Origin of the sequence: Klebsiella pneumoniae subsp. pneumoniae HS11286 (assembly GCF_000240185.1) — a bacterium.
Classification (GTDB): domain Bacteria; phylum Pseudomonadota; class Gammaproteobacteria; order Enterobacterales; family Enterobacteriaceae; genus Klebsiella; species Klebsiella pneumoniae.
In genome coordinates, this window is sequence record NC_016845.1 from 3,991,422 (window position 1) to 4,007,369 (window position 15,948).

Below are 15,948 nucleotides of genomic sequence, written 5' to 3' on the forward strand. Positions count from 1 at the left end.
GTGTTAAAGAACCATTTACAACGCAGGGTTATTTCTTTAAGATGCATTTAAAATGCATCATTAAGATAACACATAAGGAAGCACGCTATGCTTGACGCTCAAACCATCGCCACGGTAAAAGCCACCATTCCCCTGCTGGTAGAGACCGGCCCGAAATTAACCGCCCATTTCTACGATCGTATGTTCGCGCATAATCCGGAGCTCAAAGAGATCTTCAACATGAGCAACCAGCGCAACGGCGATCAGCGTGAAGCGTTATTCAACGCTATTGCCGCCTACGCCAGCAATATCGATAACCTGCCTGCCCTGCTGCCGGCGGTGGAAAAGATCGCCCAGAAACACACCAGCTTCCAGATCAAACCGGAGCAGTACAATATTGTTGGCAGCCATCTGCTGGCGACCCTCGATGAAATGTTCAGTCCGGGCCAGGAAGTGCTCGATGCCTGGGGTAAAGCCTACGGCGTGCTGGCGAACGTCTTTATCGGCCGTGAAGCCGAGATCTATCAGCAAAACGCCAGTAAAACCGGCGGCTGGGAAGGGACCCGCGCGTTCCGCATCGTGAAGAAAACCCCGCGCAGCCAGCTTATCACCAGCTTTGAGCTCGAACCGGTTGATGGCCAGCCGGTCGCCGATTACCAGCCTGGCCAGTACCTGGCCATCTGGCTGAAACCGGAAGGCTTCGAATATCAGGAAATCCGCCAGTACTCCCTGACCCGCAAAGCGGACGGCAAAGGCTACCGCATTGCGGTTAAACGCGAGGAAGGCGGTCAGGTTTCCAGCTGGCTGCATAACCATGCCAGCGAAGGCGATGTGGTCTATCTGGCCGCCCCGGCGGGAGATTTCTTCCTTAACGTTAAGCCGCAGACGCCGGTCACTCTGCTCTCTGGCGGCGTCGGGCAAACGCCGATGCTGGCGATGCTGGATGCGCTGGCGAAGAGCGGTCATCAGGGTCAGGTGAACTGGTTCCATGCGGCGGAAAATGGCGACGTTCACGCCTTTGCCGATGAAGTGAAGGCGCTCGGCGCGGCGCTGCCGGCGTTTACCTCTCACGTCTGGTATCGCACCCCGACTGAGGCCGACCGTCAGGCTGGACGTTTTGATAGCGAAGGTTTGATGGATTTAGCAGCAGTGGCGGACAATATTCGCGACCCGCAGATGCAGTATTATCTCTGCGGCCCGGTAGCGTTTATGCAGTTTGCAGCGAAGCAGCTGGTCGAATTAGGGATCAACAAAGACAACATTCATTACGAATGCTTCGGCCCGCATAAGGTGCTGTAAGCCCCGACGCGCGGGGATTTGTAGGCCGGGTAAGCGCAGCGCCACCCGGCAATACTGCAGCGAGCGGCGAGCGTTAAATCGCCGCGTCGTCTTCTTCGCCGGTACGAATACGAATGACCCGCGCCACGTCGAAGACAAAGATTTTACCGTCGCCGATTTTACCGGTCTGTGCGGTACGGATGATGGTATCCACACAGGTATCGACGATATCGTCGGTCACTACAATTTCAATTTTTACTTTCGGCAGAAAATCGACCATATACTCGGCACCACGGTACAGTTCGGTGTGCCCTTTCTGGCGGCCAAAGCCTTTCACTTCCGTTACCGTCATCCCGGTGATGCCGACTTCGGCCAGCGCTTCACGCACGTCATCCAGTTTGAAAGGTTTAATAATCGCATCAATCTTTTTCATGGGGTTCCTGTCTTAATCGCGTAACCGGTTGCTTACCGTATCATAACTTGCGCTATAGTGCGGAGCTACTCTTTAAAGTCGTTGGCGTCGAGCTCATGGCGCGACAGCAGCTTATAGAATTCGGTGCGGTTGCGCCCTGCCATCCGCGCGGCGTGAGTGACGTTGCCCTTGGTAATTTGCAGCAGCTTGCGCAGGTAGTTCAGCTCAAACTGATTGCGCGCCTCCACGAAGGTCGGCAGCGCCGTGTTCTCGCCCTCCAGCGCTTGCTCAACCAGCGCGTCGCCGATCACTGGCGACGAAGTCAGGGCCACGCACTGCTCGATCACGTTCACCAGCTGGCGCACGTTGCCCGGCCACTTGGCGGCCATCAGCCGCTTCATCGCATCGCTGGAAAACGCCCGCACGAACGGCTTATGGCGATCGGCGGACTGACGCAGCAGATGGTTGGCCAACAGCGGAATATCTTCCGTGCGTTCGGAGAGCGGCGGTATTTTCAGGTTCACTACGTTGAGGCGGTAGAACAGGTCTTCACGAAACTCGCCGCGGGCCATCGCCTTCGGCAGGTCGCGGTGGGTGGCGGAGATAATCCGCACGTTGATTTCGATATCGCGGTTGCTGCCCAGCGGGCGCACCTTGCGCTCCTGCAGGACGCGCAGCAGCTTCACCTGCAACGCAACCGGCATATCACCGATCTCGTCGAGAAACAGCGTACCACCCTCAGCGGCCTGGAATAATCCTTCACGGTTACTGACCGCGCCGGTAAAAGCGCCCCGCGCATGGCCAAACAGTTCGGATTCGAGCAGCTGTTCCGGCAGCGCGCCGCAGTTGATCGCCACGAACGGCTTATCATGACGCGGGCTGGCGTTGTGGATCGCCTGGGCGACGATCTCCTTCCCGGTCCCGCTCTGGCCATTAATCAGTACGCTGACATCCGATTGCGCCACCATTCCGGCCTGCTCAAGCAGGCGCAGCATCAGCGGGCTGCGGGTTACAATCGCCTGGCGCCAGGCTTCGTCGGTGGCCGGCGAGCGCTGCTCCAACGCCTCATCAATGGCTTTATATAAGGCATCTTTATCGACCGGCTTGGTCAGGAAGCTGAACACCCCCTGCTGGGTAGCCGCCACGGCGTCGGGAATCGAACCGTGAGCGGTGAGAATGATCACCGGCATGCCGGGGTGGCCCTTCTGGATCTCGCTAAACAGCTGCAGGCCGTCCATTTCATCCATCCGCAGATCGCTAATCACCAGATCCACTTTCTCACGCCCCAGCACGCGCAGCGCTTCCGGCCCGCTCTCGGCGGTGACCACGCTGTAGCCTTCGCTGACCAGGCGCATGCCCAGTAGCTTCAACAGTCCCGGATCGTCATCCACCAGCAGTAAACGCGCCGGTTTACGGATCGTCATGGATCACCTCCGGCACTTTTTCGCTGCCGAAATTGCCGCCCGGCTTGCGGCTGGAGAGCTGGCGTTCGATATCCGTCAGGTTCTCCAGCTTGCGGGTGGTCAGCTCCAGCTGCTCGCGCAGCGCCAGCTCCTGCTGACGCAGTGTCTCCAGTTCGCTATCGCTGGACTGCTGAAGCTTAGCGTAACGGGCACGCTCTTCCACCAGCTGCAGCTGACGGGTCTGGCCGTCGCGCCAGAGCTGATACAGCGGGCGGACCTGAACGGCGATTTGCGGGCTGAAGGTATCGAGACGCGCCACCAGGTCGCGGCGCTCCTCAGGGGTAATTTTAGCATCAGCAAGCAGGATGCCGCGACGGAACGCGTCCTGCCAGCTGTCGTCGGTATGGCGTTTCGCCTCCGCCCGCGCCTGCGCCGGCGCGAGGCGATCGGCACAGTCAATGCCCCGCAGCCAGTAGAGGGGATTTTTGTCGCTGGCATCGCTGCTGTGCGCCCAGATATCCGCGCAGTCTACCGCGACAAAATCGGCCACCTGATGCTGCGCCTGCCCGGGGGCGGCGGTACCTTCCGCGGTATGCGGTGAAAAGCCGGCGGAACACCCCGCCAGCGTCAGACAAGCAATGCCTGAAAGCAGCCATCCGCTGAGGGAACGGCGCCAGGCCAGGAATTGGGACATAGTTCCCCGATATCGATTCATAAGTTGGATTATTCCGGCGCTGAGGGAAGCGTAATGCGAAAACAGACCTGCCCGGCGGGCGCATCAACTAAGCTGAGCTCCCCTTGCATCTGCCGGACGCAGTCGCGGGCGATACTCAACCCCAGTCCACTGCCCTTAACGGCCCCTTTACGCTGGTGACTCCCCTGGTAAAAAGGCTCGAATATCATGTTTTTTTCCGCGGCCGGGATCGGTTCGCCGCTGTTGGCGACATCAATACGCACCTGCTCTCCGTGCCGGTAGCTATGGATACGGATGTTACCGGATTCAGCGCCATAGTGCACCGCATTGGAGTAGAGATTATCCATTACGCTTATCAATAGCGCAGGCTCTGCCAGGCAACGCCGCGCCTGCAGCGTCAGTTCGGTATGCATCAGTTTAGCCCGCGCGGGCAGGCTGTGCGCCGCCACGACGTTTTCCACCAGGTCCACCAGGTCCACCGCTTCGCGAGCCACCGGGCCGTCGGCCTGTTTTCGGTTATAGTCCAGCAGCTGTTCAATCAGCTTTTGCAGGTTACGGCTACTGCTGTCGAGGATCTCGACGATCTCCTGCTGCTCAGGGGTCAGGGGCCCCGCGACGCGGTCGGCCAACAGCTCGGTACCTTCACGCATACTGGCCAACGGGGTTTTCAGCTCATGCGACAGATGGCGAAGAAATTGATGCCGCTGCGACTCCAGCCACGCCAGGCGCTCGCTGAGCCAGATGATGCGCTTGCCCACCGATCGCAGCTCGCGCGGGCCGGTAAACAATGCGGCGTCGTCCAGCGACTTCCCTGCCCCCAGCTGATTGATCATTCTTTCGATGCCTTTCACCGGGCCGATAATCATGCGGGTGAAGAGTAGCACCAGCGCCAGGCTCAGCAGAAACAGCACCAGCGCCTGCCAGCCAAAAAACTGGCCGCGTTCGGCTATCTCCTGCTGCAGCTGTTGGCCACGAGAATAGACGACCGCCCGGGTCGCCTGCACCATATCGCTGTTATTACTGGCGAAAACTTCCAGTCTGGCGGCTGCCTGGGCATCGGGTCCGCTATTTTTACACTGCAGCTGCGCCAGATCGCTGACATCCTGACGCAGCGCCTGCCAGAGCTTCTCATCCGGCAGCACGCCGGCGTGGGCGTCCAGCATCTGGCTGTAGCGCTGCCGCTGGTTTTGATAGACGCGCGCCAGCGTCGGATCGTCCAGCACGCAGTACTGGCGATAGCTGCGCTCCATCTCCAGTGCGGCATTGATCATCGCCTCGCTGCGTCGGGCGTCGACCAGGGTGGTACGGTTAATATGCGCCGCCTGGGCGCTAAGGGCGTTCAGGCTCTGCCAGGCCTGCCAGGCCAGCACCAGCAATGGCAGCAGGATCAGCACAAAAGAGAGCGTCACCAGCTGACGCAGCGAACGGGGGAAAAGAGAGAGTCGCTTCAAGGATGTAGTCTCAATCATTAGCTCTGGTCGATGCTAACTGAGGAGCGCGCCGGAGAAAAGCGCTACCGCTGGTTACTGCGCCGCAGAAACAACAAAGCCAGGCGCAAGGCCTGGCTTTGTTCAGGAATGAGGCGGTGCCTTACTCGACGTTTCGCCCGATGTCTGATAAAGCCAGGCTGTTATCAGGAGTTGGACGGCAGGCACCTGTTTGTGCGTCATTCGAAGTTTATGTAGCGCGTCCCGAAGGGGCTGACATAAGAAGGTGAATGAGCCACTGGTTAATATTATGCATGAACTATGCCAGCTCTCAAAACATTTTATTAACATACTGATATATATGACATTAACCGCAAGAACAGTCGAACTACCTCTGTTTATTTTTCACCCGCGTTGTCGCTATTTAGCGACACCAAATAGGCTACCGATTACTCATCATTTAAATCAATAACTTAAGTGTCGCCTATTGACGACACTGCAATATCGCAGTTGTCGGCAATTCCCGACACCCTGGCGTGCCGACCATCACAGATAAAAAAAAGCCCCCTGTCAGGCAGGGGGCTGATACGTTCGCGTGAAGCGCGGCGGGAAGATTAACCCAGCTGTTTACGCGCGTTACGGAAGATACGCATCCACGGGCTATCCTCGCCCCAGTTCTCCGGGTGCCAGGAGTTGCTTACGGTGCGGAAGACGCGTTCCGGGTGCGGCATCATGATGGTCGCGCGCCCGCTTTCGCTGGTCACCGCGGTGATACCGTTCGGGGAACCGTTCGGGTTCGCCGGATAGGTTTCGGTCACTTTGCCGAAGTTATCCACGAAGCGCAGCGCCACCAGACCTTTGCTCTCAAGCTGAGCCAGATGCGCGCTGTCGCGCACTTCCACCTGACCTTCGCCGTGGGAGACCGCAATCGGCATCCGTGAGCCAACCATGCCTTCCAGCAGCAGGGATGGGCTTTGCGTCACTTCCACCAGGCTAAAGCGCGCTTCAAAGCGGTCAGACTGGTTGCGCACAAAGCGCGGCCACAGGTCGCTGCCCGGGATCAGCTCGCGCAGGTTGGACATCATCTGACAGCCGTTGCACACGCCGAGCGCCAGCGTCTGCGGACGATGGAAGAAGGTCGCGAACTCATCGCGCACGCGCTCGTTGAACAGAATCGACTTCGCCCAGCCCTCGCCCGCGCCCAACACGTCGCCGTAGGAGAAGCCGCCGCAGGCTACCAGGGCATGGAAATCGCCCAGACCGGTCCGGCCGGCCAGCAGGTCGCTCATATGCACGTCGATGGCGTCAAAGCCGGCACGATGGAAGGCGGCCGCCATTTCAACGTGGGAGTTCACCCCCTGCTCGCGCAGGACGGCCACTTTCGGCCGCGCGCCGGTGGCAATGTACGGGGCGGCGACGTCGTCGTTAATATCAAACGAGAGCTTCACATTGAGGCCCGGGTCGGCATCATTGGCTTTCGCCTCATGCTCCTGATCGGCGCAGGCCGGGTTGTCGCGCAGACGCTGCATCTGCCAGGTGGTTTCCGCCCACCACATGCGCAGCGTGGTGCGGCTTTCGCTGAACACCGTCTGACCGCCGGCGGTCAGCACGAAGCGATCGCCCTCAACCGCTTTACCGAGGTAATGCACGCAGTCCGCCAGGCCGTTAACCGCCAGAATGGCTTCCACCGCCTCACGGTCTGCGGCGCGGACCTGAATCACCGCCCCCAGCTCTTCGTTGAACAGCGCGGCCAGATGGTCGTCGCCCAGCGCGGCGATATCCGCTTCCACGCCGCAGTGGCCGGTAAAGGCCATTTCCGCCAGCGTGACCAGCAGACCGCCGTCGGAGCGGTCGTGGTAGGCCAGCAGTTTACGCTGCGCCACCAGGGCCTGCATCGCATTCCAGAAGCCTTTCAGTTGCGCGACATCGCGCACGTCAGCCGGCTTGTCGCCGAGCTGGCGATAGACCTGCGCCAGCGCCGTCGCGCCCAGCGCGTTGTGCCCTTTACCGAGGTCGATCAGCAGCAGGGCGTTATCTTCCGTCGAAAGCTGCGGCGTGACGGTATGACGGACATCTTCGACACGGGCGAAGGCAGAGATGACCAGCGACAGCGGGGAGGTCATCTCGCGCTGCTCGCTGCCTTCCTGCCAGCGGGTTTTCATCGACATCGAGTCTTTACCGACCGGAATGGTCAGGCCCAGCGCCGGGCACAGCTCTTCGCCCACCGCTTTCACCGCCTCATACAGGCCAGCGTCTTCACCCGGGTGGCCGGCGGCGGCCATCCAGTTAGCCGACAGCTTCACGCGGTTCAGCTCGCCAATCTGCGTGGCGGCGATGTTGGTCAGCGCTTCACCGACCGCCAGACGGCCAGAGGCCGCGAAGTCCAGCAGGGCGACCGGGGCGCGCTCGCCCATCGCCATCGCTTCGCCATAGTAGCTGTCGAGGCTGGCGGTGGTCACCGCGCAGTTGGCCACCGGGATCTGCCACGGGCCAACCATCTGGTCGCGGGCGACCATACCGGTCACGGTGCGGTCGCCGATGGTGACGAGGAAGGTTTTCTCGGCCACCGTCGGCAGATGCAGAACGCGGTTAACCGCATCGGCAAGGGTAATCGGTTGGCGATCCAGCGCGCTACCCTGAGCTTTCAGAGTCTGCACGTCGCGGGTCATTTTCGGCGTTTTGCCGAGCAGGACGTCCAGCGGCAGGTCGATCGGCTGATCGTTAAAGTGGCTGTCGCTCAGGCTCAGATGCTGCTCAGCGGTGGCTTCGCCGATAACGGCATAAGGCGCGCGCTCGCGGCGGCACAGTTCGTCGAACAGCGGCAGCTGCTCCGGGGCGACCGCCAGAACATAACGCTCCTGCGATTCGTTACACCAGATCTCCAGCGGACTCATCCCTGGCTCATCGCTGAGAATATCGCGCAGCTGGAATTTACCGCCGCGGCCGCCGTCGCTCACCAGCTCCGGCATGGCGTTGGAGAGACCGCCGGCGCCAACGTCGTGGATAAAGAGGATCGGGTTGGCGTCGCCCAACTGCCAGCAGCGGTCGATCACTTCCTGACAGCGGCGCTCCATTTCCGGGTTGTCACGCTGTACGGAGGCGAAATCGAGATCGGCATCGGACTGGCCGGAGGCCATAGAAGACGCCGCGCCGCCGCCGAGGCCGATGTTCATCGCCGGGCCGCCCAGCACGATCAGCTTCGCGCCGACGGTAATCTCGCCCTTCTGCACGTGCTCACCGCGGATGTTGCCGATACCGCCGGCCAGCATGATCGGTTTGTGGTAGCCACGCAGCTCTTCGCCATTGTGGCTGGTGACTTTCTCTTCATAGGTGCGGAAGTAGCCGTTCAGCGCCGGACGACCAAATTCGTTGTTAAACGCCGCGCCGCCCAGCGGGCCTTCGGTCATGATGTCCAGGGCGGTGACAATGCGATCCGGTTTACCGAAATCTTCTTCCCACGGCTGTTCGAAGCCCGGGATACGCAGGTTGGAAACCGAGAAGCCCACCAGGCCCGCTTTCGGCTTCGCGCCGCGGCCGGTGGCGCCTTCATCGCGGATTTCGCCGCCGGAGCCGGTTGCCGCGCCCGGCCATGGAGAGATGGCCGTCGGGTGGTTATGGGTTTCCACCTTCATCAGAATGTGCGCCGGCTCCTGATGGAAGTCGTAGCGCCCGGTCTGATGGTCGGCGAAATAGCGCCCGACTTCAGACCCTTCCATCACCGCGGCATTATCTTTATAGGCCGACAGCACGTAGTCCGGCGTTTTTTCAAAGGTGTTTTTGATCATTTTGAACAGCGACTTCGGCTGCTGTTCGCCGTCGATGATCCAGTCGGCGTTGAAAATCTTGTGGCGACAGTGCTCTGAGTTCGCCTGGGCGAACATATACAGCTCGATATCGTTCGGGTTGCGTCCCAGGCGGGTAAACGCGTCCTGCAGGTAGTCAATTTCGTCGTCGGCCAGCGCCAGACCCAGACGGAGGTTGGCGTCAATCAGCGCCTGACGCCCTTCGCCCAGCAGGTCGACGCTGGTGACCGGCGTCGGCTGATGGTGAGCGAACAGCTTCTCGCCCGCTTCCAGCTCGTCGAAGACGCTCTCCATCATGCGGTCGTGCAGCTCCGCCGCCACCGCGGCCCACTGCGCTTCGGTCAGGGTTGAGGCTTCAACGTAATACGCCACGCCGCGCTCAAGACGCACAACCTGCGCCAGACCGCAGTTGTGAGCGATATCGGTAGCTTTAGAAGACCAGGGAGAGATGGTGCCAGGGCGAGGGGTCACGAGCAGTAATTTACCGGTCGGGGTATGGCTGCTCAAGCTCGGGCCATACTGAAGCAGTCGCGCCAGGCGCTCGCGATCGTCAGCGCTCAGCGGGGCATTCAGATCGGCAAAATGAATATATTCGGCATATATGGCGCTTACCGGAAGGTTGGCCGCCTGAAATCGTGCCAGCAGTTTATTAATACGGAATGCCGACAGTGCAGGTGAACCACGCAAAATTTCCATCATAAGTCTCTCGTCTTCGAAGCTTTCAGGGTGAGCCAGGGGGGGAAACGGGCGTCATTATAGTGAATCCTGCGCCCCGACGAAACCGTTTGCGTAGAAATAAAATCATTGATGCTGTTTATCAATAAATGTGACGACCATCGCGAATAAGTTGCCAACTGGCGCATTATTAAGCAGAATGCCGCACATTCGACGACAACCTTGCGTTTTTTCCGGACATCGCCTGCTGAGGAACCTGAAGCTGCAGAAGATTAACTCTCTGAAAAAATTAAAGATTAATTATCTGCTGATCGGCATTGTCACCCTTTTGCTGGCGGCGGCCCTGTGGCCGTCGATCCCCTGGTCTGGTAAACCCGAGAACCGGGTGGCGGGCATTATCGCTCGCGGCGAGCTGCGCATCAGCACCATCAACTCGCCAATGACCTTCGCCACCATGAACAATAAAGCGTTCGGTCTGGATTATGAACTGGCGAAGCAGTTTGCCGACTACCTTGGCGTCACGCTTAAGATAACCGTCCGGCAAAACATCAGCCAGCTGTTTGACGACCTCGACGACGGTCAGGCCGATATGCTGGCCGCCGGACTGGTCTATAACCAGGAGCGAGTGAAAAACTATCAGGCCGGCCCCACCTACTATTCTGTTTCACAACAGCTGGTCTACCGCGTCGGCAATACCCGGCCGCGCACCCTCGCGGCGCTGACCGCCGAGCAGCTCACTATCGCTCCGGGCCACGTGGCGATCAACGACCTGCAGACCTTAAAAGCCGAGAAATACCCGGATCTTGCCTGGCGCGTGGACGAAAAACGCGGTACCACGGCGCTGATGCAGGCGGTGATTGACGGTAAACTTGATTACACCATCGCCGACTCGGTGGCCGTCAGCCTGTTTCAGCGCGTCCATCCGGAGCTGGCGGTGGCCCTCGATATCACTGACGAACAGCCGGTCACCTGGTTTAGTGCCCGGGACGACGATAATTCGCTGTCGGCGGCAATGCTTGATTTCTTCAATAACATTAATGAAGACGGGACGCTGGCGCGCCTGGAGGAGAAATACCTCGGCCACGGCAACGATTTCGATTATGTCGATACCCGCACCTTCCTGCGCGCGGTGGAAAATATTCTTCCGGAGGTGCAGCCGCTGTTTGAAAAATACGCCCGCGAGATTGACTGGCGCCTGCTGGCCGCCATCGCCTGGCAGGAATCCCACTGGGATCCGCAGGCCACCTCCCCTACCGGCGTGCGCGGTATGATGATGCTCACACGCAATACGGCGCAAAGCCTGGGTCTAACCGACCGCACCGATGCGGCGCAGAGTATCGACGGCGGCATGCGCTACCTGCAGGATATGATGGATAAAGTGCCGGATTCGATCCCGAAAGATGAACGCATCTGGTTTGCGCTGGCCGCTTATAATATGGGTTATGCCCATATGCTGGACGCCATGGCGCTCACCCGCAAACAGAAAGGCAATCCTAACAGCTGGGCGGACGTTAAGCTGCGTTTACCGTTGCTGAGCCAGAAACCCTATTACAGCAAACTAAAATACGGCTATGCCCGCGGCCATGAGGCCTACGCCTATGTGGAAAACATCCGCAAATATCAGATAAGCCTTGTCGGCTATTTGTCAGAGAAGGAGCGCCAGCAGCAGCAAACGCTGGCCCTGGCGGAGGATTACCCGGCCGTGCTCCCCAATGAGCTCGAAGAGCCGCAGGAGACCACCCTGCCCTTTTTCAAGTTTCGCGCCGATAAGCAGATGGATAATGCCCGGATGAAACTCCCCGGCCACCTGTATTAACTTTCCCCAGTCTGCGCCCGGGCTTTCTTCAGCGCTTTTTTCTCTTCCCGCCGCCAGCGGAAGAAGTCGCTCAGCATGGCAGAGCAGGACTCTGCCAGCACGCCTTCGCTAATCTCAACCCGATGGTTCATTCCCGGGTGGTGCAGAACATCCATCAGCGAGCCGGCGGCGCCGGTCTTGGCATCCCTGGCGCCAAACACCAGGCGGGCGATACGGCTGTGCACCATCGCGCCCGCGCACATGACGCAGGGCTCGAGGGTCACGTACAGCGTGGCGTCGATCAGGCGGTAGTTTTGCAGCACCAGTCCGCCCTGGCGTAAGGCCATAATCTCCGCATGGGCGGTGGGGTCGTGACGGCCTATCGGCCGGTTCCAGCCCTCGCCAATGACCTGATTGTTATGCACCAGCACCGCGCCCACCGGCACCTCGCCCTCTTCCCAGGCGCGTTTCGCCAGCGTCAGGGCATGACGCATCCAGTATTCATCATTGAGTTCGAGGTCAGACACAGCGGCCACTCCAGCAGAAAAAGCGGGGCGCATTATACATGGGCGCTATCAATTACACACTATTACTCCAGCTGCTGAAGCTCTCCCTGAGGGGTTACCCGCCAGCGATGCTGGCAAAAGCCGAGCAATGGATTATCCTGCTCACTATCGCTATAGCCGCTATACAGCCGCAGCGGGGCGCCAATCTTTTTCTCCAGCTGTACCACCTTTTCATGCCCCAGGCAGCGCAGGGTCAATACCCAGCCGCCCCAGCGGCGCGCGGTGCGGCTGGCTATCAGATTCACCCGCGGCAACCAGAGGGTATCGCGATAGACCTGCTCCACCAGCGACTGCGGCGAGCCGGTGATCAACCAGACGTCGGCATCGGTGCTGGTCAGGTAGGCGGTAAGCCGCGCATGAACTACCGGAAACGCCGTCACATGATGGCGAAACCAGCCGACAAACTCCGCTTCCAGCCGCTTCAGCACCGCCTCGCGGCGGCCAAAGGTTGTCGCCCACAGCAGGAGGCTCATCGGCCAGCGCGCCGCCCGTCCGCTCACTGCCAGCCCGGCAAGGATCACCGGCCCCATCGGCACCACCAGCAACAGGTTCAGCGGCAAATGGCGCAGCAGATAGCGCAGAAAACTGCCGAACATATCCTGTTGGTGTAAGGTTCCGTCCAGATCGAAAAACACCACTCTCCGTTCAGTGTGCTGCAAACTGCCTCCTTTATCTCAGAACTCGCTTCTCGTTAGGGTAAGCTTAACAGCCTGACGCCATGTCGAGGGAAAACATCCCCTGCCGTTAAGAAAGAATTAAAGTAGCAGGCGAAGGAAAAATTGTGGCTTAAGAATTTTTAATTCATGGTATACCCCTTATAATCGAATAAAAATTCTGTCAGTCACGAGCCGGACGGCTCCAGCGGAGCTCCAATGAACTGTTTAACGCGTATTCGTCAGCGCTATCCCACCCTGGCGGCGAGCGACAAAAAGTTGGCCGATTATATTCTGAGCCAGCCCGATGAGACCCGGCACCTCAGCTCGCAGCAGCTGGCGGCGGAAGCCGGTGTGAGTCAGTCCAGCGTGGTTAAATTTTCCCAGAAGCTGGGATTCAAAGGCTTTCCGGCGCTGAAGCTGGCCCTTAGTGAAGCGCTGGCGAGTAGCCCGGATCCGCACTCCGTCCCGGTGCATAACCACATTCGCGGTGACGATCCGCTGCGTCTGGTCGGCGAGAAACTCATTAAAGACAATGTCGCCGCCATGCATGCCTCGCTGGACGTCAACACTGAAGAGACGCTACGGGAAGCCGTCACGCTGCTGCGCAACGCCCGGCGAGTGATCGTCACCGGGATTGGCGCCTCCGGCCTGGTGGCGCGTAACTTTAGCTGGAAGCTGATGAAGATCGGCATCAACGCTGTTTCTGAGCAGGATATGCATGCCCTGCTGGCGACGGTGCAGGCCATGTCCAGCGACGATCTTCTGCTGGCGATCTCTTACTCCGGCGAGCGCCGGGAGATCAATATGGCGGCCGGTGAAGCGCTGCGCGTCGGCTGTAAGATCCTGGCGATCACCGGGTTTAGCCCGAACGCCCTGCAACAGCAGGCGACCCACTGCCTGTATACTATCGCCGAAGAGCAGGCGACGCGCAGCGCCGCCATCTCCTCCACCAGCGCGCAAATGATGCTCACCGATCTGCTGTTTATGGGGCTGGTGCAGCAGGATCTGGAGCGGGCGCCGGAGCGCATTCGCCATAGCGAAGCGCTGGTGAAAAAGCTGGTCTGAGCAGAAAATGGGCGTATAATGCCCGCCCTGTTTGTGTTGTTTCTGAGACTTTCCTGATGGCGCTGTTAATTACCAAAAAATGCATCAACTGCGATATGTGCGAGCCGGAGTGCCCGAATGAGGCCATTTCGATGGGTGACAGCATTTATGAGATTAACAGCGACCGCTGCACCGAGTGCGTGGGTCATTACGACACGCCAACCTGCCAGAAAGTGTGCCCGATCCCGAATACGATCCTGAAAGATCCGGCACACCTCGAGAGTGAAGAACAGCTGTGGGATAAATTCGTGCTGATGCACCACGCGGATAAAATTTAACCGCCCTCCTGGCTAGCTTTCGACAATCACCGTGGCGCAGGCGTAGTGGCGTTCATCAGCGAGAGTAACGTGAATAGCGCTTACTCCCATGCGTTCAGCTAAAAGGTTTGCTTCACCCCATAGCCGCAGCTTCGGCTTGCCCAGCTCGTCGTTGTAAACCTCGAACTGGTTAAACGCCAGCCCGTTACGGATCCCGGTTCCCAGCGCTTTCGCCGCCGCTTCCTTGACCGCAAAGCGTTTCGCCAGGAAACGCACCGGCTGCTGGTGCTGCTCCCAGATGCTCCATTCATGGTCGCTCAGCACCCGGCGGGCAAGGCGATCGCCGCTGCGGGCGATCACCGCTTCGATGCGGGCGATCTCGACGATGTCGGTACCCAACCCGAGAATGGCCATTAGCCGCGCGCTTCCAGCATCAGACGCTTCATTTCCGCCACCGCCTCTTTCAGGCCGCTCATCACCGCACGGCCAATAATCGCGTGACCGATATTCAGCTCATGCATTTCCGGCAGCGCAGCAATCGCTTTCACGTTGTGGTAGGTCAGACCGTGGCCGGCATTCACCTTCAGCCCGAGGCTGGCGGCGTAGGTGGCCGCTTTGGCAATACGTTCCAGCTCCCTGGCCTGCTCGGCGTCGGTTTTGGCATCGGCATAGCAGCCGGTGTGGATTTCGATATAGGGCGCGCCAACGTCCGCCGCCGCTTTGATCTGCGCTTCATCCGCATCGATAAACAGGGAGACCAGGATGCCGGCATCCGCCAGGCGTTGACAGGCATCGCGCATCTTGTCGCGCTGCCCGGCCACGTCCAGTCCGCCTTCGGTAGTGACTTCCTGACGTTTCTCCGGCACCAGGCAGCAGAAGTGTGGTTTGGTTTCGCAGGCGATCGTCAGCATCTCTTCGGTGACCGCCATTTCAAGATTCATCCGGGTGTGCAGCGTCTCGCGCAGGATACGCACATCGCGATCGGTAATATGGCGACGGTCTTCGCGCAGATGCACGGTGATGCCGTCAGCGCCGGCCTGTTCGGCAATGAAAGCCGCCTGAACCGGATCCGGGTAAGCGGTGCCGCGGGCGTTACGCAAGGTCGCGATATGGTCAATATTGACCCCTAACAATAATTCAGCCATGACAATCCTCGTTAATCATTATTCGTATTATCGGCTCGCGCCTTTCGCGCGGGCATAAACTGGCGAAACAACTCCCGGCTCTTGAGCGGTTTGCCGCCGAGATAGGGCTTCAGGGCGATACGGGTAAAGCGCTTCGCGGCGCGCAGCGTATCAACATCAGGAAACTCGCGACTCGCCAATGCTTTCAAATGGTGCCCGGTAAACGTGTTGTTATCAATCACCAGGCTGGCAATAAAGCCTTTTTCTTCACGATAGCGGTAGGTCATGGTGTCGTCTACCGGCTCGCCGCTCCCGGCGCAGTGGAGAAAATCCACGCCATACCCCAGGTGCCCGAGCAGCGCCAGCTCAAAACGCCGCAGCGCGGGCTCCGGCGAGCCGCTGGCCCCGGCGAGCGCCTGAATGCAGTGCAGGTAGTCGAAAAAGAGTTCGGAGAAGCGTGTTTCGTGCTCCAGCACGCGGGAGATAAGCTCGTTAACGTAGAGACCGCTGTAGAGGGTGATGCCGCTGAGCGGCAGCGCCAGCGAAACGGCTTCCGCGCTGCGCAGGGTTTTGACTTCGCCGCGCCCGCCGAAGCGAACCAACAAGGGGGTAAAGGGCTGTAAAGCGCCTTTGAGATTAGAGCGTTTGGAGCGTGCGCCCTTGGCAACGAGGCGCACGCGACCGGATTCTTCCGTGAAGACGTCCAGCATCAGGCTGGTTTCGCTCCACGGACGGCTATGCAGGACAAAGGCGCGCTGCCATCCATCCACGTTGC

At 59.5% G+C, this 15,948-nt stretch carries 14 protein-coding genes; 4 read left to right on the forward strand and 10 right to left on the reverse strand.

The window, feature by feature from the left end; all coding sequences use genetic code 11:
- The first annotated feature begins 87 nt into the window (after positions 1-87).
- Positions 88-1,278, forward strand: a complete 1,191-nt coding sequence (locus KPHS_39480; protein ID YP_005228248.1) for a nitric oxide dioxygenase — start codon at positions 88-90, stop codon at positions 1,276-1,278.
- A 73-nt stretch (positions 1,279-1,351) separates the two neighbouring features.
- On the opposite strand, the gene KPHS_39490 is transcribed toward KPHS_39480, so the two are convergent.
- The 5 genes from KPHS_39490 to KPHS_39530 form a co-directional block, all read right to left on the reverse strand.
- Positions 1,352-1,690 (reverse strand): nitrogen regulatory protein P-II, encoded by a 339-nt coding sequence (locus tag KPHS_39490; protein YP_005228249.1) that lies wholly within the window; start codon positions 1,688-1,690, stop codon positions 1,352-1,354.
- A gap of 65 nt (positions 1,691-1,755) precedes the next feature.
- Positions 1,756-3,093, reverse strand: a complete 1,338-nt coding sequence (locus tag KPHS_39500) for a putative 2-component transcriptional regulator (protein ID YP_005228250.1) — start codon at positions 3,091-3,093, stop codon at positions 1,756-1,758.
- Positions 3,080-3,766: a putative alpha helix protein gene (locus KPHS_39510; RefSeq protein YP_005228251.1), complete on the reverse strand. Its 687-nt coding sequence runs from the start codon at positions 3,764-3,766 to the stop codon at positions 3,080-3,082. Before KPHS_39510 ends, KPHS_39500 begins: the two co-directional genes overlap by 14 nt.
- Positions 3,767-3,795: 29 nt before the next feature.
- Positions 3,796-5,217, reverse strand: coding sequence for a sensor histidine kinase (locus KPHS_39520; RefSeq protein ID YP_005228252.1), 1,422 nt, complete (start codon positions 5,215-5,217; stop codon positions 3,796-3,798).
- Between the two features lie 590 nt (positions 5,218-5,807).
- A complete protein-coding gene (locus KPHS_39530) occupies positions 5,808-9,695 on the reverse strand; it encodes a phosphoribosylformylglycinamidine synthase (RefSeq protein YP_005228253.1) in 3,888 nt (1,295 codons plus the stop codon).
- 175 nt (positions 9,696-9,870) lie between these two features.
- Here KPHS_39530 and KPHS_39540 point away from each other — a divergent pair, with 175 nt between their 5' ends.
- On the forward strand, positions 9,871-11,487 hold the full coding sequence (locus tag KPHS_39540) for a putative transglycosylase (RefSeq protein YP_005228254.1): 1,617 nt from the start codon (positions 9,871-9,873) through the stop codon (positions 11,485-11,487).
- Here the strand turns inward: KPHS_39540 and KPHS_39550 are convergent.
- Both KPHS_39550 and KPHS_39560 read right to left on the reverse strand, forming a co-directional pair.
- Entirely contained in the window at positions 11,484-11,993 is a 510-nt protein-coding gene (locus KPHS_39550; RefSeq protein YP_005228255.1) for a tRNA-specific adenosine deaminase, read from the reverse strand. The genes KPHS_39540 and KPHS_39550 overlap by 4 nt on opposite strands.
- 62 nt (positions 11,994-12,055) lie before the next feature.
- On the reverse strand, positions 12,056-12,667 hold the full coding sequence (locus KPHS_39560; RefSeq protein YP_005228256.1) for an acid phosphatase AphA: 612 nt from the start codon (positions 12,665-12,667) through the stop codon (positions 12,056-12,058).
- Between the two features lie 237 nt (positions 12,668-12,904).
- Here KPHS_39560 and KPHS_39570 point away from each other — a divergent pair, with 237 nt between their 5' ends.
- Both KPHS_39570 and KPHS_39580 read left to right on the forward strand, forming a co-directional pair.
- Positions 12,905-13,753: a putative DNA-binding transcriptional regulator gene (locus tag KPHS_39570; protein YP_005228257.1), complete on the forward strand. Its 849-nt coding sequence runs from the start codon at positions 12,905-12,907 to the stop codon at positions 13,751-13,753.
- Positions 13,754-13,809: 56 nt separating this feature from the next.
- Complete coding sequence (locus KPHS_39580) at positions 13,810-14,070, forward strand: 4Fe-4S binding protein (protein ID YP_005228258.1); 261 nt, start codon at positions 13,810-13,812, stop codon at positions 14,068-14,070.
- 12 nt (positions 14,071-14,082) lie between these two features.
- On the opposite strand, the gene KPHS_39590 is transcribed toward KPHS_39580, so the two are convergent.
- Genes KPHS_39590 through KPHS_39610 form a run of 3 tightly spaced genes read right to left on the reverse strand, consistent with a single transcriptional unit; the run spans position 14,083 to position 15,943 of the window.
- Entirely contained in the window at positions 14,083-14,463 is a 381-nt protein-coding gene (locus KPHS_39590) for a 4'-phosphopantetheinyl transferase (protein ID YP_005228259.1), read from the reverse strand.
- Positions 14,463-15,194, reverse strand: coding sequence for a pyridoxal phosphate biosynthetic protein (locus tag KPHS_39600; RefSeq protein YP_005228260.1), 732 nt, complete (start codon positions 15,192-15,194; stop codon positions 14,463-14,465). Before KPHS_39600 ends, KPHS_39590 begins: the two co-directional genes overlap by 1 nt.
- An 11-nt stretch (positions 15,195-15,205) precedes the next feature.
- Positions 15,206-15,943 (reverse strand): DNA repair protein RecO, encoded by a 738-nt coding sequence (locus tag KPHS_39610; RefSeq protein YP_005228261.1) that lies wholly within the window; start codon positions 15,941-15,943, stop codon positions 15,206-15,208.
- Positions 15,944-15,948 lie beyond the last annotated feature (5 nt).